The sequence below is a fragment of the Scandinavium hiltneri genome (assembly GCF_024764835.1).
GTDB lineage: Bacteria > Pseudomonadota > Gammaproteobacteria > Enterobacterales > Enterobacteriaceae > Scandinavium > Scandinavium hiltneri.
The window spans coordinates 23,221-42,827 of the sequence record NZ_JALIGE010000069.1; the positions used below are offsets into that span (position 1 = coordinate 23,221).

The 19,607-nt window shown below is 55.2% G+C and carries 18 protein-coding genes; 9 read left to right on the forward strand and 9 right to left on the reverse strand.

What is annotated here, in order from left to right:
* Window positions 1-31: 31 nt before the first annotated feature.
* From MUU47_RS04640 to MUU47_RS04655, 4 genes are all read right to left on the reverse strand, one after another.
* On the reverse strand, window positions 32-991 hold the full coding sequence (locus MUU47_RS04640) for an autotransporter domain-containing protein (RefSeq protein ID WP_258986995.1): 960 nt from the start codon (window positions 989-991) through the stop codon (window positions 32-34).
* Window positions 992-1,042: 51 nt separating this feature from the next.
* Window positions 1,043-1,843 carry a MipA/OmpV family protein gene (locus MUU47_RS04645; RefSeq protein WP_159768508.1) on the reverse strand — a complete coding sequence of 267 codons (801 nt, stop codon included), beginning with the start codon at window positions 1,841-1,843 and terminating at the stop codon, window positions 1,043-1,045.
* 137 nt (window positions 1,844-1,980) lie between these two features.
* Window positions 1,981-2,496, reverse strand: a complete 516-nt coding sequence (locus MUU47_RS04650) for a DUF6622 family protein (protein ID WP_258986996.1) — start codon at window positions 2,494-2,496, stop codon at window positions 1,981-1,983.
* Window positions 2,497-2,629: 133 nt separating this feature from the next.
* Window positions 2,630-3,562, reverse strand: coding sequence for a LysR family transcriptional regulator (locus tag MUU47_RS04655; RefSeq protein ID WP_258986997.1), 933 nt, complete (start codon window positions 3,560-3,562; stop codon window positions 2,630-2,632).
* A gap of 128 nt (window positions 3,563-3,690) precedes the next feature.
* Here MUU47_RS04655 and MUU47_RS04660 point away from each other — a divergent pair, with 128 nt between their 5' ends.
* Entirely contained in the window at window positions 3,691-5,121 is a 1,431-nt protein-coding gene (locus MUU47_RS04660) for an MFS transporter (protein WP_258986998.1), read from the forward strand.
* Between the two features lie 9 nt (window positions 5,122-5,130).
* Here the strand turns inward: MUU47_RS04660 and MUU47_RS04665 are convergent, their stop codons facing one another.
* From MUU47_RS04665 to MUU47_RS04675, 3 genes are all read right to left on the reverse strand, one after another.
* Window positions 5,131-5,670 carry an NUDIX hydrolase gene (locus MUU47_RS04665; protein WP_258986999.1) on the reverse strand — a complete coding sequence of 180 codons (540 nt, stop codon included), beginning with the start codon at window positions 5,668-5,670 and terminating at the stop codon, window positions 5,131-5,133.
* 131 nt (window positions 5,671-5,801) lie between these two features.
* A complete protein-coding gene (locus MUU47_RS04670; protein ID WP_125353566.1) occupies window positions 5,802-6,230 on the reverse strand; it encodes an OsmC family protein in 429 nt (142 codons plus the stop codon).
* Between the two features lie 56 nt (window positions 6,231-6,286).
* Complete coding sequence (locus tag MUU47_RS04675) at window positions 6,287-7,339, reverse strand: NAD(P)-dependent alcohol dehydrogenase (protein WP_258987000.1); 1,053 nt, start codon at window positions 7,337-7,339, stop codon at window positions 6,287-6,289.
* Between the two features lie 262 nt (window positions 7,340-7,601).
* On the opposite strand from MUU47_RS04675, the gene sra reads away from it, so the two are divergent.
* From sra to adhP, 4 genes are all read left to right on the forward strand, one after another.
* Complete coding sequence (gene sra / locus MUU47_RS04680; RefSeq protein ID WP_125353568.1) at window positions 7,602-7,742, forward strand: stationary-phase-induced ribosome-associated protein; 141 nt, start codon at window positions 7,602-7,604, stop codon at window positions 7,740-7,742.
* A 195-nt stretch (window positions 7,743-7,937) separates the two neighbouring features.
* Window positions 7,938-9,635 (forward strand): NAD-dependent malic enzyme, encoded by a 1,698-nt coding sequence (locus MUU47_RS04685; protein WP_258987001.1) that lies wholly within the window; start codon window positions 7,938-7,940, stop codon window positions 9,633-9,635.
* A gap of 320 nt (window positions 9,636-9,955) precedes the next feature.
* Complete coding sequence (locus tag MUU47_RS04690) at window positions 9,956-11,674, forward strand: ABC-F family ATP-binding cassette domain-containing protein (RefSeq protein ID WP_258987002.1); 1,719 nt, start codon at window positions 9,956-9,958, stop codon at window positions 11,672-11,674.
* Window positions 11,675-11,905: 231 nt separating this feature from the next.
* Window positions 11,906-12,916, forward strand: coding sequence for an alcohol dehydrogenase AdhP (adhP, locus tag MUU47_RS04695; protein WP_258987003.1), 1,011 nt, complete (start codon window positions 11,906-11,908; stop codon window positions 12,914-12,916).
* 58 nt (window positions 12,917-12,974) lie between these two features.
* Here the strand turns inward: adhP and MUU47_RS04700 are convergent, their stop codons facing one another.
* Entirely contained in the window at window positions 12,975-13,484 is a 510-nt protein-coding gene (locus MUU47_RS04700; protein ID WP_258987004.1) for an RrF2 family transcriptional regulator, read from the reverse strand.
* A 132-nt stretch (window positions 13,485-13,616) separates the two neighbouring features.
* On the opposite strand from MUU47_RS04700, the gene MUU47_RS04705 reads away from it, so the two are divergent.
* Window positions 13,617-14,819, forward strand: coding sequence for an NAD(P)/FAD-dependent oxidoreductase (locus MUU47_RS04705; RefSeq protein ID WP_258987005.1), 1,203 nt, complete (start codon window positions 13,617-13,619; stop codon window positions 14,817-14,819).
* A gap of 113 nt (window positions 14,820-14,932) precedes the next feature.
* A complete protein-coding gene (gene yddG, locus MUU47_RS04710) occupies window positions 14,933-15,811 on the forward strand; it encodes an aromatic amino acid DMT transporter YddG (RefSeq protein ID WP_258987006.1) in 879 nt (292 codons plus the stop codon).
* On the opposite strand, the gene MUU47_RS04715 is transcribed toward yddG, so the two are convergent.
* Window positions 15,812-17,302, reverse strand: a complete 1,491-nt coding sequence (locus MUU47_RS04715) for an MFS transporter (RefSeq protein WP_258987008.1) — start codon at window positions 17,300-17,302, stop codon at window positions 15,812-15,814.
* Between the two features lie 118 nt (window positions 17,303-17,420).
* Between MUU47_RS04715 and MUU47_RS04720 the strand changes: the two genes are divergently transcribed.
* Complete coding sequence (locus tag MUU47_RS04720; protein ID WP_258987010.1) at window positions 17,421-17,996, forward strand: TetR family transcriptional regulator; 576 nt, start codon at window positions 17,421-17,423, stop codon at window positions 17,994-17,996.
* Between the two features lie 181 nt (window positions 17,997-18,177).
* On the forward strand, window positions 18,178-19,569 hold the full coding sequence (locus tag MUU47_RS04725; protein WP_258987011.1) for a NarK family nitrate/nitrite MFS transporter: 1,392 nt from the start codon (window positions 18,178-18,180) through the stop codon (window positions 19,567-19,569).
* The last annotated feature ends 38 nt before the right edge of the window (window positions 19,570-19,607 follow it).

The window sequence follows — 19,607 nt, forward strand, 5'->3', positions numbered from 1 at the left end:
ATTGCTAAAAAAAATGAAAAAACGAAAAGCGTTAAAAACTCATCGCCAGGCCAACGCCGTAGCCAGTGGTGTTTTCACCAAACATATAACGGGCCACCAGCCGGGTGCGGGTAATGAAAACCGGGTATTTACTGCTGTCCAGTTCGATGCCTAAACCAAGAGAACTCAGGCTGTTGAAGCCCAGTTCGCCGCGCTGAGATCCCAGGTATTCGGTGTGAGCACCTTCAAGTACATAACGCACCGGGCTTTTGAGCAGTGTCCAGTCGAAAATCGGTGCCCGACGTCGCAGGTACAGCCCCAGGTTTTGCGCAGTAGCTTCTCCCTGTACCGCTTCCGAGGTGCTGCCGAAGGTTTGCAAATTCATACTGGAATAACGTAATTCCACGTCGATATCCTGCGGTTTCGACACCAGCTCGTAGTCGAACATCAGCGAGCCGCCCAGCCCGTACGCATTCAGTCGGCCACCGTCGAGGAACTTGAAATCAACATCCCGACGCCGTTCCAGCACAAAGCCGCCGATGCGCACATCACTCGCCATAGTGCCCAGCATGACGTTAGCAATCGGGCGGATAACCAGTTTGCCACCCCAGCGGTCGGTATACAGCGGGAAATCCCAGCCGATGCCGCCGGTCGCGGTCAGGCTGTTCCATTTGGTCGGGATTTTACGGGTGCGGGTGCCGTCAGATAACACGAAATGCGGATCGAAGCGGCTGTAGCCCATGGTGCCTTCGACATAAAGGGGCACGCTTTCACTGAGCGTCGCCCCACCGCCGAACTGGGTAATGTCGAGCTCATTGTTGTCGCCGTCGCGGCCACCGCTGCCGATGTTCAGGTCGCTGGCGGTGACGTCCGGCACGACCGTATAGCTCATCAGCGAAAGAACCGCATTAGCGCGTTGTCGAATCCGATTGCCGTCGGCGGCATAACTTAACGTTGCCGGAAGACAGGCGGTGAGCAGCAGTAGCCGAATACCCGGGAACAGTATGCTCATTCGTGTTCACACCTCCCGCTGCCGTTCAACCCTCGAACGCGCTGTTAATCGTTACCAGGTATAACCTACCCCGGCAATCACATAAAACTCACCACTGTGCTGCACAATCGGGCTGTCAGCGATGTCTTTGTCGTAAAGCTCATAGTTCGCGGCAAATAAACCCATCCAGTGCTGGCTGAAACGGTAGGATGTCACTACCGCCGCCATCGGCGAGAATGTCGTGCCGGTATCCCAGGCTTTACGCTGCGGCGTGGCCTCTTCTTTCGAAACGCCGCCGAAATAGTAGTTCGCCATATTGTGACTGCGGATCATCATCCCCATCCCTGGCATCACCAGCAGATTGTCTCTGACGATCGGGAAATCCGCCCACAAGAGGAGTTCCTGGCCGTTACTGCGCCCGGTCACATCGCTCGCGAATCGGGCGGTCAGCAGCGCATATGGCGTAATGATTGTCCCGCCGATCCCGGCTTCAAACTCCCCTTTTCGCTTATCCATGCCATGCAGGGAATCGGCGTCCGAGGGGTCAAGGTTTCCAAAACGGTAACGGCCGTAGCCATACAGCGCGACGTTATCGTCCAGACGGAAATAGTAGCGAGCGCGATCCCCGAGATACATCAGGTTGTCGCCAAAATAGAGGCCGCCTGGAATAAAGTAGGTACTGTTATCCTGATCTTTATAACGCGCCTGGCCGCTTAACGTCGCGGCACCGACCACAAAACCCTTTGGTACAGGGCTTTTCGGGTTATCTCTCGCCAGAATATCCAGCGAGCCAAGATCCACTTCGGCAGCGGCACAAGTACTGAACAGCCAGAGCGCGCTAAGCGCAGCCGCGGCGTTGCGGTTTAGTGTCATTTTCATTCCTGAACGTGCTGTTGGCCTTCATTCGTGGCAAAAATGCAGCACAAATGACCAGAGAAAACGTAAATTTATCAACCCATTAATGTAGACTGCCCGGCGCATAAAACCTATTTTTTTAACACAGAATCATCTTAATTCACCTTTTGCATCCGACCGAAATAGCATTGCAGATAACGTGAATATTTCCCGATAAAGCTGCCAGCGAACAGCCCACCCACCACAACCGCCGTCGCACTCATAGCGGGTTGTTGCATGGTCTGCGGTGACACCGCCGCCATCACACCGAACACATATTTAATGGCAAATGCCAACATCATTAACGGCAGCGCGGAATAATCGGCCTGACGGTTCAATGTGCGCGACGCACTTCCGCGGCTCACCCGCTCCGGTTTTATCAGCCAGAAGCCAAGCGCCGCGCCGATAATCAGCACCGCAATCCACAGCATGACCACGCCCAACGTCAAATGCCGATAGAGAACCAAATCATAGAGATCCCAAACCAGAAATATCAGCGGAATAATGGCCAACCTCTCGAGCGTCACCGTTGCGGGCTGGCGCGCCTTAATACCACGGATCAGCAGAAACACGAACAGCACGTACACCCATATCGGCGTACCGACCAGCATATGTGCAATAAATTCGAGCATTTACAGTTCCTGGATGTGTAAAACAGAGCTATGTGCTCCGTGATGAGAAAAAGTCTGGCACAACGTTAATTACTTTGCGAATCAGATGCATTGATTACATTGCCGAACCTCGCATAAATTACGTTGCGTCGTTTTAACCTGAAATTCCCCCGCTTTGCTCAGAATATTGCTTCTGGCACACCGCCAGAACCGTTTGTCTCAGCCAGCGATGTGCCGGATCCGCGTCCATTCGTGGATGCCACAGCTGCGAAATGGTGATCGTCCGCGTTTTAAATGGCAGTTTGAAAGCCTGTAACCGGGTCTGATTTTCCGTTTGAGCTAAAAACGATGCCGGAACCAGCGCAATCAAATCTGACGCCTTCGCCACCGCCAGCGCCGACGGGAAACCCGGCACCACGCTGACAATTTTCCGCGCCAGCCCCATTTCTGCCAGCGCTTCATCTACCGGACCTGACGGCAGCCCCCGCCGAGAAGCAACCACATGTCCCCACGCAATGTACTCCTCCACGCTCACCTGCGCTTTCCCGGCCAGCGGATGTCCATGACGAACGACGCCAACAAAACGATCCCGATACAGCGCCTGCACGCGAATTTCCGGCCCCATATTACTCAGCACGCCAATTTCCAGGTCCACCAGCCCTTCGCGCAAAAAACGTGAGCTCTTTTCAGGCTTCGGTGAAAAACGCAGGCACACGTCAGGTGCCATGGCGGCCACCGCCACAATCAGTGGTGGACCAAAGGCTTCGATAAAACCGTCGTTCACGCGCAGTGCGAACACGCGTTCCAGCTGCGCAATATTCAGCTCCGAGGTTGACGGTTGTAGTACCGCCCTGGCCTCCAGCACGGCGTTACGTGCCCGGTCACGGCTGGCCTGGGCGTAAGGCGTCAGTACCATATTTCGCCCCGCGCGCACCAGTAACGGGTCACCGGTGACGTCGCGCAAACGGCTGAGCGTCCGACTCATGGCGGAAGTGCTCAAATTCAGACGCCGGGCCGCCCCGGCCACGCTCACTTCGGTCAGTAACGCATCCAGCGCAATCAGCAGATTAAAATCCGGATCGGTCATCAAAATATTCCTTCGGCTTTAGATAAGGCGTTTGATGCAACTATACAGTACCAATGCTGTGTCTTCCGCCTTCTTTGGTAAGCGCCTAGACTTCGCTCATCAACACACTTACCCACGAGAATAATGTGATGGAACTCTTTTCTGACAGACCGGGCGATGAAGGCCTGCCAGGCCGCGAACGGGCGTTTGCGATGGCGGCGGTCATGACCTCGACCCTGATGGCCGTGTTTGACGGTTCGATGGTGAATATCGCCTTACCGCAGATGGCGCAATCTTTACAGGTAGCCGCCCCGCTTGCGGTATGGTTCGCCAATGGCTATTTACTCTCCGCCGCCATGACGCTGGCTATCTTTGCCGCGCTCGCCACCCGCTTTGGTTTTCGCCCGATCTTTATCTTTGGTTTGAGCCTGTTCACCCTCACATCGCTCGGCTGCGCGATGTCTGACTCGGCAGAGATGCTTATCGTGATGCGCGTCCTTCAGGGTATCGGCGGCGCGGCCACGCTCAGTATTGCCCCCGCGATATTACGCTCGGTGTTTCCTGGCCGGTTGCTCGGGCGCATTCTGGGGCTGAACGCACTGTTAATTGCCGCCAGCACCGCCATCGCCCCGGTATTAGGCGGCACGCTGCTGGGTACCCTGAGCTGGCAGTGGCTGTTTGCCATCAACGTGCTGCCGGGCATGATGGCGTTGTTCCTGGCTATCAAAGCCATTCCACGTAAACCAGCAATAAGCGATCAGCGGTTTGATGTAATTGGGGCCGTGCTGTCTGCGACGATGCTCGGGGCATTGATCATGGCGGCCAACGGCTTTGCCGATCCGCATGCTGGCGATCACTCGCTCAGCAACACCGTGATGGGCTGGGGTGTGCTGGCATTGGTCAGCGGAACGGCGTTCGTCTGGCATATTCGCCGGGTGGCCAAACCATTGCTGCCGCCGGTTATCTTCACCTCAGGACGTTTTTCACTGGCGGCGCTGACCTCGCTGGCATCGTTTATCAGCCAGGGCATTACCTTTGTTGCCCTGCCATTCCTGTTCCAGAGCGTATACGGCTACAGCGCATTTACTTCCGCGCTGCTGTTTACGCCCTGGCCGGTGGGCATTGTGCTGGTTGCGCCCCATGCCGGACGCCTGGCGGATAAATACTCACCGTCGATAATCTCGACCATTGGTTTACTCGGGTTTGTGCTCGGTTTAGTGCTGCTGGCGACGTTGCCCGATCACGCCGCAGCGTGGGATATTGGCCTGCGTAGCCTGGTGTGCGGAATGGGGTTTGGCTGTTTTCAGAGTCCGAACAATCGCGAAATGTTGTCTAACGTGGCGCGGGAATACAGCGGATACGCCTCAGGCGTGTTGGCGATAATGCGCACCTTCGGGCAATGCCTCGGCGCGGCGTTAGTGGGCGTGCTGCTGGCGGTGATGGCTTCAAGTTCACAACTCGTGCTGGAAGCACAGGCCGTGAAGATGAGTTTGTGGGTGGCGGTTGCCACATCCGGGCTGGCCATTGTATTCAGTTTGAGCCGCCTGCGCCGTAAACAGCCTCAAAAAGCGCAGGCATAAGTGACAACGTCACACAAAGCCTTTTAGCTTTGCCAGTAAAAATGCCGTCACCGAGGTCGCATCGCTGATTTTGCCCTCTGCAATCAGGGTTTCAAACTCAGTGACCGGCATCTGGCGGCAGGTCAGCCCCACTTCTTCGGCATCAAGCTGTTGGGTGCTGGAGACAAAATCCGTCGCCAGCCAGATGTGATAACCCTGACTGGAATAGCCCTGGGCCAGTTTCTGATAGCCAATCTGCTCCATTTTTTGCGCCAGCAGGCCGGTCTCTTCCGCCAGTTCACCCCGGGCGACGGCAATCGGATCGGCATTCGGGTCCAGCTCCCACGATCCCTGCGGCAATTCAATCGTGCGCACGCTGAGCGGATAGCGATACTGCTCCACCACCCAGATAAAACCTTCCGATACCGGGACAATCACCGCGAAATCGGGCTTCTCAATCACCGAATACACACCGTGCGAACCGTCGGCACGTTCAATTCTGTCTTCTTTCAGACGCATCCATTGATTGCAATAAATCTCCTGCGAACTCAGCGTTTTAATCTCACTCATAGTGCTCATTTCTTGGTTATTGAAGACAATGTGGCGTTAACGGCGCAGTCATCCTGTTTTGAGCTTTTGTCTTTTCATCTTCAGAGAGGTGAAAAGACAAAAGCCCGCAATGTGCGGGCCGTGAGGGGGTGTTAATTGAGCTGATAATCGAGGGTGATTTCAGCTTTCAGGACCTGAGACACCGGGCAACCGGCTTTTGCTTTCTGGATGATGCCATCGAAAGTTCCGGCATCGATATCCGGTACCGCGATTTTGCTTTGCAGCGCGACTTTGGTTATCGAGAATCCGCCGCTGACCTGGTCGAGTGAAACAGTGGCTTCGGTATCAATTGAGGTCGCCGTAAACCCGGCTTCGCTCAGCATCAGGGAAAGCGCCATGGAGAAACAGGAGGCGTGCGCCGCCGCAATCAGTTCCTCAGGATTGGTGCCCTTCGCACCTTCAAAGCGGGTGTTAAACCCGTACGGTTGCTGGTTCAGAACGCCGCTCTCCGTCGAGACGGTGCCTTTGCCACGTTTCAGATCGCCTTCCCAGTGTGCCTGACCTTTCTTGTGGATCGTCATCGTTCACTCCTTTTATCCGTTAGGGATACTAAGTATAGAACACGCCTTTCTGGCCGTTAGCCGTAGGCGTTGAGAGATGCCATATCAATCACGAAACGGTACTTCACGTCGCTTTTCAGCAGGCGCTCGTAGGCCTCATTGATATCCTGAATTCTGATGACCTCAACGTCAGCCGCGATACCTTTTTCCGCGCAGAAATCGAGCATCTCCTGCGTCTCTGCAATGCCACCAATCGCCGAACCCGCCACCGAGCGACGGTTAATCAGCATCGGAATGGTGTTCACTTCCGGCAAATCGCCGAGCAGACCGACAAACACCAGTGTGCCGTCGAGGGTCAGCGTTGGCATATACGCATTGACATCATGCGTGTACGGGACGGTATCGATAATCAGATCAAACTGATTTTTCACCGCGTTCATTTGTTCCGGGTCGGTAGAGAGCACCACATGGCTCGCGCCCAGACGACGCGCATCCGCCTCTTTCCCCGGCGAACGGGTAAACAGCGTCACTTCCGCGCCCAGCGCGTGCGCCAGTTTCAGGCCCATATGCCCGAGCCCGCCAAGGCCAATCACCGCCACTTTGCTGTTGGCATCAATCTTCCAGTGACGCAGCGGCGACCAGGTCGTGATCCCGGCGCAGAGCAGCGGCGCTGCACCTTTCAAATCCAGCCCATCGGGAATGCGCAGAACGAAATCCTGACTCGCAAGGATGGTTTGTGAATAGCCGCCGTAGGTGGTTTGGTGATCGTGACGATCCTGTCCGTTATAGGTTTGCGTATTGCCTTCTTCGCAATACTGCTCCAGCCCGTCTTTACACGGTGAACAGTGGCGACAGGAATCGACCATACAGCCGATGGCTGCCAGGTCACCGGGTTTAAATTTAGTGACATTGTCACCTATTGCCGTCACCCGACCAACAATTTCATGCCCAGGAACAATGGGATAGGTGCTGAACCCCCAGTCGTTGCGGGCCTGGTGTAAATCTGAGTGACAAACGCCGCAGTACAACACTTCGATGGTCACGTCGTCCGGACGCGGTTCGCGGCGGTCAAAGGAGAACGGGGCCAGCGGCGTGGTGGGATTTTGTGCTGCATATCCTAAAACTTTCATGGAGTGACCTCACGATGAACAAAACGGGGAAACCTCAGCGCGAATCAAAAAGCATAGTTCAGGTATATGACAGCGTGACGTCCGTCGCACAAAGGGTTAAATCTCAGAGAGTTCCTGAAAGCGCCTGCAGCTGTTGCTATTTCGAGCAGAATGGTCAACTATCAATCTCGCAGGCAAATACCGTTGTCTGCGCTAAGGGGTAAATTTCGCCCGGCACCTCCGGGATTGACCTTGAAACCATTCACAGGATTAAGGAGTCAGCATGAAATCGAACCGTCAGGCACGTCATATCCTCGGCTTGAACTACAAGCTTTCAAACCAGAAAAAAGTCCTTATCGAAGGTGATGCAGAAACCCAGCATAACCACACTCATGCCACCGGGCGCAAACGCCGCACCGAGTAACATACCGACTTTTCAGCCCTTTCATCGATAAAGACCGACACCATCGTTTACATAAGATGGTGTTTTTTTTAGTTTCGAAACCGCAGCGTTTACCCTTTTTATTAACACTTGCTTTATACTTTGCCGCGCCGAAGTACCCGCCAGCCCTCTCGATTCACCTGACTGGGCAGGCCGTGATGACAAAGGATCAGTGAGATGTTAATCAACCATAAAAACAACCGTTCTCTTTATATCCCCTATGCAGGCCCCGTATTACTGGAGTTTCCACTCCTCAACAAAGGCAGCGCGTTTAGCCAGGAGGAGCGTCGCAACTTTAACCTCTTAGGCCTGCTGCCCGCGGTCGTGGAAACCATCGAAGAACAGGCTGAACGTGCCTGGATCCAGTACCAGGGCTTCAAGACCGAAATCGACAAACATATTTACCTGCGCAATATCCAGGACACGAACGAAACCCTCTTCTACCGCCTGGTCGAAAACCACCTCGACGAGATGATGCCGGTTATCTACACCCCGACCGTCGGCGCCGCCTGTGAGCGTTTCTCCGAGATTTATCGTCGTTCCCGCGGCGTGTTCATCTCTTACGAGAACCGTCACCACATGGATGACATTCTGCAAAACGTGCCAAACCACAACATCAAAGTGATTGTGGTCACCGACGGCGAGCGCATTCTCGGCCTCGGCGATCAGGGCATTGGCGGAATGGGGATTCCTATCGGCAAACTGTCGCTGTACACCGCCTGTGGCGGGATAAGCCCGGCGTACACCCTGCCGGTGGTGCTTGACGTCGGTACCAATAATCAGCAGTTGCTGAATGACCCGCTGTACATGGGTTCGCGCCAGCCGCGTATCACCGACGACGAGTATTATCAGTTTGTGGATGATTTCATTCAGGCGGTGAAACAGCGCTGGCCGAACGTGCTGCTGCAGTTCGAAGATTTCGCGCAGAAGAACGCCATGCCGCTGCTGAACCGCTATCGTGACGAGATTTGCTCCTTCAATGATGACATTCAGGGCACCGCATCGGTTACTGTCGGCACATTGATTGCCGCCAGCCATGCGGCGGGCAGCCAGCTCAGCGAGCAAAAAATTGTCTTCCTCGGCGCAGGCTCTGCCGGTTGCGGGATTGCTGAGCAAATCATCGCGCAGATCCAGCGCGAAGGCCTGACCGAAGAACAGGCGCGCGCCCGCGTGTTTATGGTTGACCGCTTTGGCCTGTTGACCGATCAGATGCCTAACCTGCTGGCGTTCCAGAACAAGCTGGTGCAAAAACGCGACAACCTGAAAGACTGGGATACCACAGAAGACGTGCTTTCCCTGCTGGACGTGGTACGCAACGTGAAGCCGGACATCCTGATTGGCGTTTCCGGTCAGACAGGACTATTCACCGAAGAAATCATTCGCGAAATGCACAAGCACTGCCCGCGCCCCATCGTGATGCCGCTGTCTAACCCAACGTCTCGCGTAGAAGCGACGCCGCAGGACATCATCACCTGGACCGAAGGCTGTGCGCTGGTCGCCACCGGCAGCCCGTTCGCACCAGTGACGTGGAAAGATAAAACGTACCCGATTGCCCAGTGCAATAACTCGTACATCTTCCCGGGCATTGGTCTGGGCGTGATCGCCTCCGGCGCGTCGCGTATCACCGACGAAATGCTGATGTCGGCAAGCGAAACGCTGGCCAGGCACTCGCCGCTGGCAAACAACGGTGAAGGCATGGTGTTGCCGGAGCTGAAGGATATTCATACCGTCTCACGGGCGATTGCGTTTGCGATTGGCAAAATGGCCCAGCAGCAAGGCGTGGCGGTGAAAACGTCTGCCGAAGCCCTGCAACAGGCAATTGATGACAACTTCTGGCAGCCGGAATACCGCAGCTACCGTCGTACCTCGATTTAATCTTTGTGCCAGAGGGTGCTGCGCCTACAAGAAATTGTAGGTCTTGCAGGCGTAGCGCCAATCCACAATCCCCGCTACACTCTCTGCACCCATCCACCTGCTGAAAATATAAAAGGAGGATCCCATGCTGTATTGTGAAAAGTTTACTTTTTCACGTACTTTTGGCGATCGCACCTGCTCAAGCGTTATCCGTACCGTGCTGCGATAACTTCTGCTTGAGCGAAGAAACCAAAGACTGAATCCCTTCCCTCGGCTTACCGGGTTATCGTCGGCGTTAACTGACGAGGCGTTCTTACGCCAGTAACACTTGAGTAAGTTCTATGACCACATTATTAAATACCCACTCGCTGTGCAGCGAAACGGCCTTCGGCCCCCTGTTCACAGACCTCTCCTTTACGCTGAAAAAAGGCGATCGCGTCGGGCTGATTGGCTATAACGGCTGCGGTAAAAGTACCCTGTTAAAACTGCTGGATGGCTCACAAACGCCTTCATCCGGCTACGTTTCCATTGCCAACCACTGCCTGCTGGCACGCGTGGAGCAACATTTGCCTGAATCTCTCGGGCCGCTGACGATGCTCGATGCGGTGCTGGATAATATTCCCCACGTCGAGCGGGAAATCCAACGCTGGCGTGCCGAAGCGCTGCTGGCGGAAATGGGTTTCAGTGGTGAAGACCAGGCGTTAACGGCCGCCACGCTGAGCGGTGGGCAGCATACGCGCCTGCTGCTGGTGCGGGCGTTGATAACCTCTCCGGACCTGCTGTTACTGGACGAGCCGGGTAATCACCTCGACCTGCCCACGCTGCTGTGGCTGGAGCGTTTCCTCAACGGCTGGAACGGCAGTTTTATCGTCGTTTCCCATGACCAACAGCTGTTGGATAACGTGACCAACACCAGCTGGATCCTGCGTGATCAGCAACTGCACAGCTTTTCCCTGCCCTGTAGCGCCGCCCGTCAGGCGTTGATGGAGCAGGATGAAAGCGATGCCCTGCGCTTCAAAGCTGAACAGAAAGAGATCGACCGGGTGGCAGCCAGCGCCAAACGGCTGGCAGTCTGGGGCCACGTGTATGACAACGAAGATTTGTCGCGAAAAGCCAAGCAAATGGAGAAACAGGTCGAAAGGCTGAAGGCAAGCCAGACCGACGTTACCGCAGGCAGTCAGTGGCGCTTACAGTTACATGGCGACCTGCTCTGGGCTGACCGTCTGCTGGAGCTGGAAACGCTGTCCGTTTCACCGGCGGCCGGAGTCGAGCCGCTGTTTCGTGTACCGATTGCTCGGTTGAAAAGCGGTGATCGGGTGGCCGTGATTGGCCGTAACGGCTGCGGGAAATCGTCGCTGCTGCGACTTATCTGGCAGCAATATCAGGCCAGCGTTATGACGGAAGGATTAACTATCCACCCGCGCGTGGCACTGGGCTATTACGATCAAACGCTACACCAGTTAGCGGATGGCGCCACGTTGTTTGACGCGCTGGAGCCGTTCGCACCTGCGCCGGAAACACGAAAAATGGCGTTAATCAGTGCCGGTTTTGCATGGGCGAGACATAGCCAACGCGTCGATTCACTGAGCGGCGGCGAGCGTTCCCGGCTGTTGTTTGTCGGCCTGACCCTGGCGCGCTATAGCCTGCTGATGCTCGATGAGCCTACCAACCATCTCGACATGGAAGGCAAAGAGGCGCTGGCGGAAACGCTGCAAACCTTCGCCGGAGGTGTGCTGCTGGTGAGCCACGACAGGCAACTGATGCAACGGAGCTGTAATCGTTTTTGGCTGATTGAAAATGGTGTGCTGGAGGAGTGGCACGATGCCGATGCAGCATGGGAAAGATTGCGCGAACCGCTCCCGGCCGCGCCAGATTCGAAGCCCGTTGTCGCACCGGAAACGACATCAGACGCCGTAGACGATTTGCTGGAAACCCTGCTTGTGCTCGAAACGCAGCTGGCTGACGACCTGGCACGTAAACCGAAGCATCAGAAACCTCAGCTTCAGGCCCAATGGCAGCGTGAAATTGAGGTGCTTACTGCGCGTCTGGAGTCGCTGTAATTCCCTTCCCAGGCACCTTCGGGTGCCTGTTTTTTTGTCTTAATATACAGCGATTCATAAGCTTAATTTATGGTTATGTGATTTTAAACACTACTAATTATCATAAAATTATTACGTTATGTTGCGATGGGCTTGCTAAATCAGCGGAATGCTTTAACTCTAAAGGAGTAACGACGTGCTTCACTGGCGCCGTACCTGCATTGCAGATTTTCATCCAAAAAGGAGACATACATGAAGGCTGCTGTTGTAACTCAAGACCATCAGGTCAATGTGACTGAAAAAACGCTTCGTCCGTTGAAGCATGGAGAAGCGCTGCTGAAGATGGAATGCTGCGGCGTTTGCCACACCGATCTCCACGTGAAGAATGGCGATTTCGGCGATAAAACCGGCGTCATTCTGGGTCACGAAGGTATTGGGGTTGTGAAAGAAGTCGGCCCGGGCGTGACCTCTTTGAAACCCGGCGATCGCGCCAGCGTGGCGTGGTTCTTCGAAGGCTGCGGCCACTGTGAATACTGTAACAGCGGCAACGAAACGCTCTGCCGCTCGGTGAAAAATGCCGGTTACAGCGTCGATGGCGGGATGGCCGAAGAGTGTATCGTCACGGCCGATTACTCGGTAAAAGTGCCGGACGGTCTGGAATCCGCGGCGGCCAGTAGCATCACCTGTGCGGGCGTCACCACCTATAAAGCGGTCAAAATGTCCGGGATCAAACCGGGCCAGTGGATTGCCATCTACGGTCTGGGCGGTTTGGGTAACCTCGCGCTGCAGTACGCGAAAAACGTGTTCAATGCCAAAGTTATCGCCCTGGACGTCAATGACGCGCAGCTGAAACTGGCGGAGGAAATGGGCGCTGATTTGATTATCAACTCCCGCAGTGAAGACGCGGCGAAAATCGTGCAGGAAAAAACCGGCGGCGCGCACGCGGCGGTGGTCACTGCCGTTGCAAAAGCAGCGTTTAATTCCGCGGTCGATGCGGTTCGTGCCGGTGGCCGTGTGGTTGCCGTTGGCCTGCCGTCAGAATCGATGAGCCTTGATATCCCGCGCCTGGTGCTGGACGGCATTCAGGTGGTCGGTTCACTGGTGGGCACGCGTCAGGACCTGATTGAAGCGTTCCAGTTTGCCGCCGAAGGCAAAGTGGTGCCGAAAGTGACGATGCGTCCGATCGGCGACATCAACGCCATTTTCAAAGAAATGGAACAAGGGCAGATTCGCGGCCGTATGGTTATCGACCTGCGGCATTAATCCGGCCTTAAACGACAAACGGCGCCAAAAGGCGCCGTTTTTATTGAGATCGGTCTTCTCAGCCTTTACTCCGACGATCGTTAATCCACTGTTTGACTTCAATGGTGAAAGTGTCCGGCGCTTTACGGAACATTTTACGGGCCAGGTCGAGCACGGTATGGCGAGCCAGTTCTTCTTCCATCCGCTGCTGAGCGCTGTCCATCACCGAACGCACGCCACATGGGCCATCGCAAACCCAGGATGGGGGCGCTTCGTCAAATAAGGCCAGACGCTGGCGGATCTCTCGACACTCGAACATCGATTTGTCACCGTCGATAGCCTGCACAATATCCAGCACGCTGATGAGTTCACTGGCCCTCGCCAGACGGAATCCACCGCCCTTACCTTCTGTGCTCACCACCAGCCCGGCGCGGGAAAGACGGGTAAAGATTTTTGCCAGATAGTCATAAGGCACGTTCTGCAGTTCGGCCAGCTCTCGCACGCTCATTTCACGCGCATCGCCATTCGCATCCACCATGCTCATCAGGCTGTGGATCCCGTACTCCACGCCAGAACTGTAAAACGCCATTTTATGATCCTCTTCGGTTTATTCACGGTGATGATAACTCAGATACTCAGAAAGATCTTGTCGGAGTTAACTCCGACTAGTATAGTGGCAGTTATTGGGGCCGAGCGGCCTGAAAATGCAGAAGGACAAAACATGAAACAACGTATTCTTATCATCGGTAGCGGTTTCGCAGGTATGTGGTCTGCAGTCAGTGCAGCACGTCTGGCGCATCTGCAGGGCAACGATTCTTTGGAAATCGCCGTGCTGGCACCACAGCCTGAACTGCGCGTCAGACCGCGTTTTTATGAAGCCAACGTCTCGACGCTGACCGCTGATTTACAGCCGCTGTTTGCCGAGCTGAATATCCGTTTCATTGCCGGTCATGCCGAGCGTATCGACGCCGTAGAAAACAGCATCTGGTACAAAACACCTGAGTCGCAGTCAACCTTTATCGCCTACGATCGCCTGATTATTGCCAGCGGCAGCCACCTGCACCACTTCGGTATCAAAGGTATCACTGAACATGGTTTTGATGTCGATCAGCTGGACTCCGCTCAGCGTCTGGAAGATCATCTGCACGCTCTGGCAAACCAGCCGGAAAGCCCTGCCCGCAATACCGTCGTCGTGTGCGGCGGCGGCTTCACCGGGATTGAACTGGCAACAGAGCTCCCTTCTCGTTTGAAAGCACTATTCGGTGATAATACACAGACCAGAGTTGTCGTAGTAGAAAGAGGTTCAGAGATTGGCGGCCGCTGGAGCGAAGCGCTCCGCGAGGTTATCCGAAACGCCTCTGACGAACTGGGGATCGAGTGGCGTCTGAATGCCGGCGTGGAAGTGGTCGATGCCACCGGCGTCACCTTGCAGGATGGCAGCCGAATCGACGCGGCTACCGTCGTCTGGACTGCCGGTGTGAAAGCCAGCCCGCTGGGGGAAAACCTCACCGCGGACCGCGATACGCTGGGTCGCTTTGTGGTGAACGAAGCGCTGCAAATCCCGTCATACAGCAACATTTTCGCGACCGGCGATATGGCTCATGCGAAATCAGATGATATCGGCAACACCGCGCTGATGACCTGTCAGCACGCCATTCAGCTCGGTAAGTTCGCCGGTCATAACGCCGCAGCCAGCCTGCTTGGCGTTGAAGGTTTGCCGTATCGCCAGGTGAATTATGTGACCTGTCTTGATCTCGGCGCGTGGGGCGCGGTGTACACCGAAGGCTGGGATCAGCAGCTGAAACTGGTTCGCGAAGACGCTAAAAAGCTGAAAATCGCCATTACTAACGAGCTTATCTATCCGCCAAAAGCCGATCGCGACGTGGCCTTTGCCGCCGCCGACCCGTTGGCGAAATTCGTGTAGATTCGCCGGGGTCCTAAGCACTTCCGTAATCCGGCCTTTGCGCCGGATTTTTTTCCTTTTACGACCGTAATACCGTAATCTTGGTCGTTTTCAGGATGAACAAGATTACGCTCATGACAAAACAAAAAGCCACGCTCATCGGGCTGCTGGCTATTCTGCTGTGGAGCACAATGGTGGGCCTGATTCGCGGCGTCAGCGAAGGCTTAGGTCCGGTCGGCGGCGCAGCGGCGATTTACAGCTGCAGCGGGCTGCTGTTACTCCTTACCGTCGGTTTTCCTCAACTCAAAACCTTTTCCTTTCGTTATTTAGTGGCAGGCTGCGTGCTGTTTGTCACCTATGAAATCTGCCTCGCGCTCTCTCTGGGCTATGCCGCCACGCGCCAACAGGCGATAGAAGTCGGGATGGTCAATTACCTCTGGCCAAGCCTGACTATCGCGTTTGCAATTTTATTCAACGGACAGAAAGCCCGATGGTGGGTTGTGCCGGGGCTGCTGATTTCCCTGCTCGGTGTCAGTTGGGTATTAGGAGGTGAGAACGGTCTGAACCTGGTGGAAATAAAAAACAATATTGCCAGCAGCCCGCTCAGCTATATTCTGGCGTTTTGTGGGGCTTTTATCTGGGCGACGTACTGCACCGTTACCGCCAAATACGCCAAAGGCAAAAACGGAATTACGCTTTTTGTTTTACTCACCGCGCTCAGTCTGTGGGTTCAGTATTTTTCCAGCCCTCAGCCCGCGATGATTTTCAGCTTGCCGGTAGTGTTTAAGCTTATTCTTTGCGCGTTGTCGTTAGGATTTGCCTATGCGGCGTGGAATATCGGTATTCTGCACGGCAGTGTCAGTTTGCTGGCGGTTGGCTCTTATTTTACCCCGGTGCTTTCTTCGGCGCTGGCGTCCGTTCTGCTCAGCGCCTCGCTCTCCTGGGCCTTCTGGCAAGGAGCCTGCATGGTGTGCGCAGGCTCCTTGTTGTGCTGGTACGCGACGCGAAACTAGTTATGCGGTCTGGCGCGCTTTCGCCAGGCCAAACCAGATCCCGACCGCCAGAACCAGCATCATGCTGCCCGCACTGAACAACGCCACGCTGTGCGAGGTAATAAAGGCACTTCTCGCCGCCTCAGCAACCGAATTTGCAAGCTCTGGTGTCAGGGTCTGAGCCAGTTGCATCGCCTCACCGATAGACGAACCTGCCCGGCTGGCTGCGTCAGTATTCAGTCCTTCCGGCAGAACAATCGACGAGGTATAGCTGCGGGTCAGAATCAGGCCAAACAGCGCAATTCCCAGACCGGCACCCAGTTCGTAAGCCATGGTTTCGATAGCCCCGGCCGCGGCCGCTTTTTCCTTCGGCGCTGCCGCCATGATCGCTGCCGTTGAGGCCAGTAAGGCGCTGGCGGCGCTAAAACCTAACAGCGTCATCAGGCCCCAGGCCTGCCATTGCTGGGTGCTGAAGTCGGTCATTGACAAGCCAAGGAAGCTGATAGCGCTCAGCGCCATACCGCCGGTTGCCACCTGACGCAGCCCCAAACGTGACACCAGAACCCCGGCAATCGGGCCACTAAAGCCGCTGGCCAGCATTAACGGCAGCATAAACAGTCCGGCTTCAAACGGCGTTTTACCGTGAACAAATTGCAGTTCTTGCGCCATCAGTAGCTCGAACCCCACCAGCGTGATCATCGCCGTGACCGCCATCATGACGCCGCTGAGAATAATGCGGTGTGTGAACAGGCGCATATCAATCATTGGCGTGCGGGCATTAAGCTGAATACGCACGAAGGCGGTGAGCAGCGTTGCACCAAACAGCAGCACAAGGCCGACAACCCACAGCGCCATCACGCTTTTCATTGCCGTTTTCGCGCTCCACACCAGCAGCAGAATAGCGACGATCAGCATCAGTGCGTGGCTGAAATTCAGCGGCTGTTCGCGGCGTCCGGCCTGACGTGGAACCACGCGCGCACTCAGCGCCATCACAAACAGTACGATCGGGACGTTGATCAGGAATACTGCGCCCCACCAGAAGTGCTCGAGCACGATCCCGCCGATCAGCGGACCAAACGCCGCGCCGCCCGATCCCACCGCAGCCCACATACCCAGCGCCATATTACGGTGGCGGGCTTCGCTGAAGGTATTGCGGATCCCAGCGAGCGTTGCCGGAACGATCATCGCGGCACCGATGGCCAGCACCGCACGCGCGGCAATCAGCCACTCCGCGGTGGTCGCAAACGCTGCACACAGCGAAGCCAGGCCAAACAGACCGCTACCGATAAGCAGCAGACGTTTAAAACCGATGCGGTCGCCCAGCGCACCCATCGGCAGAACCATACCCGCCATTACCAGCGAGTAGATATCAATGATCCACAGCAACTCGTTCCCGCTGGCTCCGAGCGACACGCTCAGCGTCGGCGCGGCGACGTGCAATACCGTGGCATCAATCGCTACCGGGATATACACCAGTACGATAGCAATCAACGTTAACCATTGACGAGACATAATTTTTCCCTCTTCAAAAACAAACTGGACACTTGTCCAGATTGCGATCCTGCTTGAGAGTTGAACGCTTGTCCAGCTTTTTGTTATCATTACCGTACTGCCACCAGGGACTGAAACTATGAGCTATCTGAATCGGGAAGACCGTCGGGAATCCATCATGCAGGCCGCCATTCGCGTGGCGCTGGAAGAAGGCTTCACTGCCATGACTGTCCGTAACATCGCCAGCCGCGCGGGGATTGCCGCGGGCCAGGTCCACCATCACTTCACGTCGTCGGGCGAACTGAAATCGCAGGCCTTTGTACGGGTGATCCGCGAAATGATGGAACTCCCGCTGGTCGAGGAAAATGCCAGCTGGCGCAAACGCCTGTTTGCGCTGCTTGGCAGTGAAGATCGACGACTTGAGCCGTATATTCGCCTGTGGCGCCAGGCGCAGTTGTTGGCCGACAGCGACCCAGAAATCAAAGGGGCCTATCTGCTGACCATGTCGATGTGGCACGAAGAAGCCGTCAGGCTGATAGTAGCCGGTGAAAAAGCCGGTGAATTTACTCTGCACGACAGCGCCAAAGACATTGCCTGGCGTTTAATTTCATTAGTCTGCGGGCTGGACGGCATATATGTATTGGGAATGCCGGAAGTCGACGATGCTGCTTTTAATCGTCATTTACACCGTGCCCTCGATCTCGAATTAATCTAGTTTAACTTACAATTAGTAACACTTAAGCGCAGCTATATTCCAGGCCCATTCGCGGGGTTGCGCTTTTTTATCTATCCTTCTTTCACATAACCCTAAAATTCCTTACTTTTCGCGGATCATTACGTTCCGTCGGTCTCTTTTTGCTTATTTTTCATAACGTACTGGTGCAGACGAGGGCGATATGTCACAACAAGATGAGAAGAATAATCATTACCTTTTGAAAAACTGGAAGCCTGAGAATCCGTTGTTCTGGGAAAACAAAGGCAAAGGTATCGCCCGACGAAACCTCTGGATTTCCGTAGCCTGCCTGCTATTGGCCTTCTGCGTATGGATGTTATTCAGTGCCGTCAGCGTCAATCTTAATAAAGTCGGATTTAATTTTACCACCGACCAGTTATTCTTATTAACCGCCCTGCCATCTCTTTCCGGGGCAATATTACGCGTCCCCTACTCCTTTATGGTGCCTATATTTGGTGGCCGATACTGGACGGTATTAAGCACCGTTATTCTGATTATTCCTTGTGTCTGGCTCGGAATTGCCATTCAAAATACTGCTACTCCGTACTGGGTATTTATTGTTATTGCCTTGCTGTGTGGATTTGCTGGTGCGAATTTCGCCTCGAGCATGGGAAATATCAGTTTCTTCTTCCCGAAAGCCCGGCAGGGCAGCGCGCTCGGTATTAACGGTGGGCTGGGCAATCTCGGCGTCAGCGTGATGCAACTCGCCGCACCGCTGGTGATTTTTCTGCCGATTTTCACCTTCCTCGGCGTGCACGGCGTAACGCAGGAAGACGGTTCAACGATGTGGCTGACCAACGCCGCCTGGATTTGGGCTCCGCTGCTGCTGATTGCCACCCTCGCCGCCTGGTTCGGGATGAACGATATCGCCAGTTCTAAAGCGTCGATTGCTGAACAGCTGCCGGTGCTGGGCCGGATGCACACCTGGATCCTCGCCCTGCTGTATCTGGCCACCTTCGGCTCATTCATCGGTTTTTCCGCCGGGTTCGCCATGCTGGCAAAAACGCAGTTTCCCGATGTGAACATCCTCAAACTGGCATTCTTCGGCCCGTTCCTCGGCGCACTGGCGCGTTCCTTCGGCGGTGTCATTTCCGACAAACTCGGCGGCGTGCGCGTGACGCTGATTAATTTCATTTTCATGGCTATCTTCAGCGCCCTGATTTTCCTCACCCTGCCAGGTGGCAGTTCGCCCGGCAACTTCCTCACCTTTTACCTCGTGTTCATGGGCCTGTTCCTGACCGCCGGACTCGGGAGCGGCTCAACTTTCCAGATGATTGCGGTGATTTTCCGCAAAATCACCATCGACCACGTGAAAGCCAAAGGCGGCAGCGACGAACAGGCGCAGCAGGAAGCGGTCACCGATACCGCCGCCGCGCTGGGCTTTATCTCTGCCATCGGTGCAGTCGGCGGATTTTTCATTCCGAAAGCCTTCGGCACGTCGCTGGCCATGACCGGTTCTCCGGTCGGCGCGATGAAAATCTTTTTGGTGTTCTACATCGTTTGCGTGGTGGTGACGTGGCTGGTCTACGGTCGCCGCCAGCCTTCCGCTAAATAATCATAACAATGTGAGCCCCCTAACCACGGGCCAGCCCT

Excerpts from the sequence above, each read along its gene's own strand:
- MUU47_RS04640 (WP_258986995.1), bottom strand. The coding sequence starts at position 991 with ATGAGCATACTGTTCCCGGGTATTCGGCTACTGCTGCTCACCGCCTGT.
- MUU47_RS04645 (WP_159768508.1), bottom strand. The coding sequence starts at position 1,843 with ATGACACTAAACCGCAACGCCGCGGCTGCGCTTAGCGCGCTCTGGCTG.
- MUU47_RS04650 (WP_258986996.1), bottom strand. The coding sequence starts at position 2,496 with ATGCTCGAATTTATTGCACATATGCTGGTCGGTACGCCGATATGGGTG.
- MUU47_RS04655 (WP_258986997.1), bottom strand. The coding sequence starts at position 3,562 with ATGACCGATCCGGATTTTAATCTGCTGATTGCGCTGGATGCGTTACTG.
- MUU47_RS04660 (WP_258986998.1), top strand. The coding sequence starts at position 3,691 with ATGGAACTCTTTTCTGACAGACCGGGCGATGAAGGCCTGCCAGGCCGC.
- MUU47_RS04665 (WP_258986999.1), bottom strand. The coding sequence starts at position 5,670 with ATGAGTGAGATTAAAACGCTGAGTTCGCAGGAGATTTATTGCAATCAA.
- MUU47_RS04670 (WP_125353566.1), bottom strand. The coding sequence starts at position 6,230 with ATGACGATCCACAAGAAAGGTCAGGCACACTGGGAAGGCGATCTGAAA.
- MUU47_RS04675 (WP_258987000.1), bottom strand. The coding sequence starts at position 7,339 with ATGAAAGTTTTAGGATATGCAGCACAAAATCCCACCACGCCGCTGGCC.
- sra (WP_125353568.1), top strand. The coding sequence starts at position 7,602 with ATGAAATCGAACCGTCAGGCACGTCATATCCTCGGCTTGAACTACAAG.
- MUU47_RS04685 (WP_258987001.1), top strand. The coding sequence starts at position 7,938 with ATGTTAATCAACCATAAAAACAACCGTTCTCTTTATATCCCCTATGCA.
- MUU47_RS04690 (WP_258987002.1), top strand. The coding sequence starts at position 9,956 with ATGACCACATTATTAAATACCCACTCGCTGTGCAGCGAAACGGCCTTC.
- adhP (WP_258987003.1), top strand. The coding sequence starts at position 11,906 with ATGAAGGCTGCTGTTGTAACTCAAGACCATCAGGTCAATGTGACTGAA.
- MUU47_RS04700 (WP_258987004.1), bottom strand. The coding sequence starts at position 13,484 with ATGGCGTTTTACAGTTCTGGCGTGGAGTACGGGATCCACAGCCTGATG.
- MUU47_RS04705 (WP_258987005.1), top strand. The coding sequence starts at position 13,617 with ATGAAACAACGTATTCTTATCATCGGTAGCGGTTTCGCAGGTATGTGG.
- yddG (WP_258987006.1), top strand. The coding sequence starts at position 14,933 with ATGACAAAACAAAAAGCCACGCTCATCGGGCTGCTGGCTATTCTGCTG.
- MUU47_RS04715 (WP_258987008.1), bottom strand. The coding sequence starts at position 17,302 with ATGTCTCGTCAATGGTTAACGTTGATTGCTATCGTACTGGTGTATATC.
- MUU47_RS04720 (WP_258987010.1), top strand. The coding sequence starts at position 17,421 with ATGAGCTATCTGAATCGGGAAGACCGTCGGGAATCCATCATGCAGGCC.
- MUU47_RS04725 (WP_258987011.1), top strand. The coding sequence starts at position 18,178 with ATGTCACAACAAGATGAGAAGAATAATCATTACCTTTTGAAAAACTGG.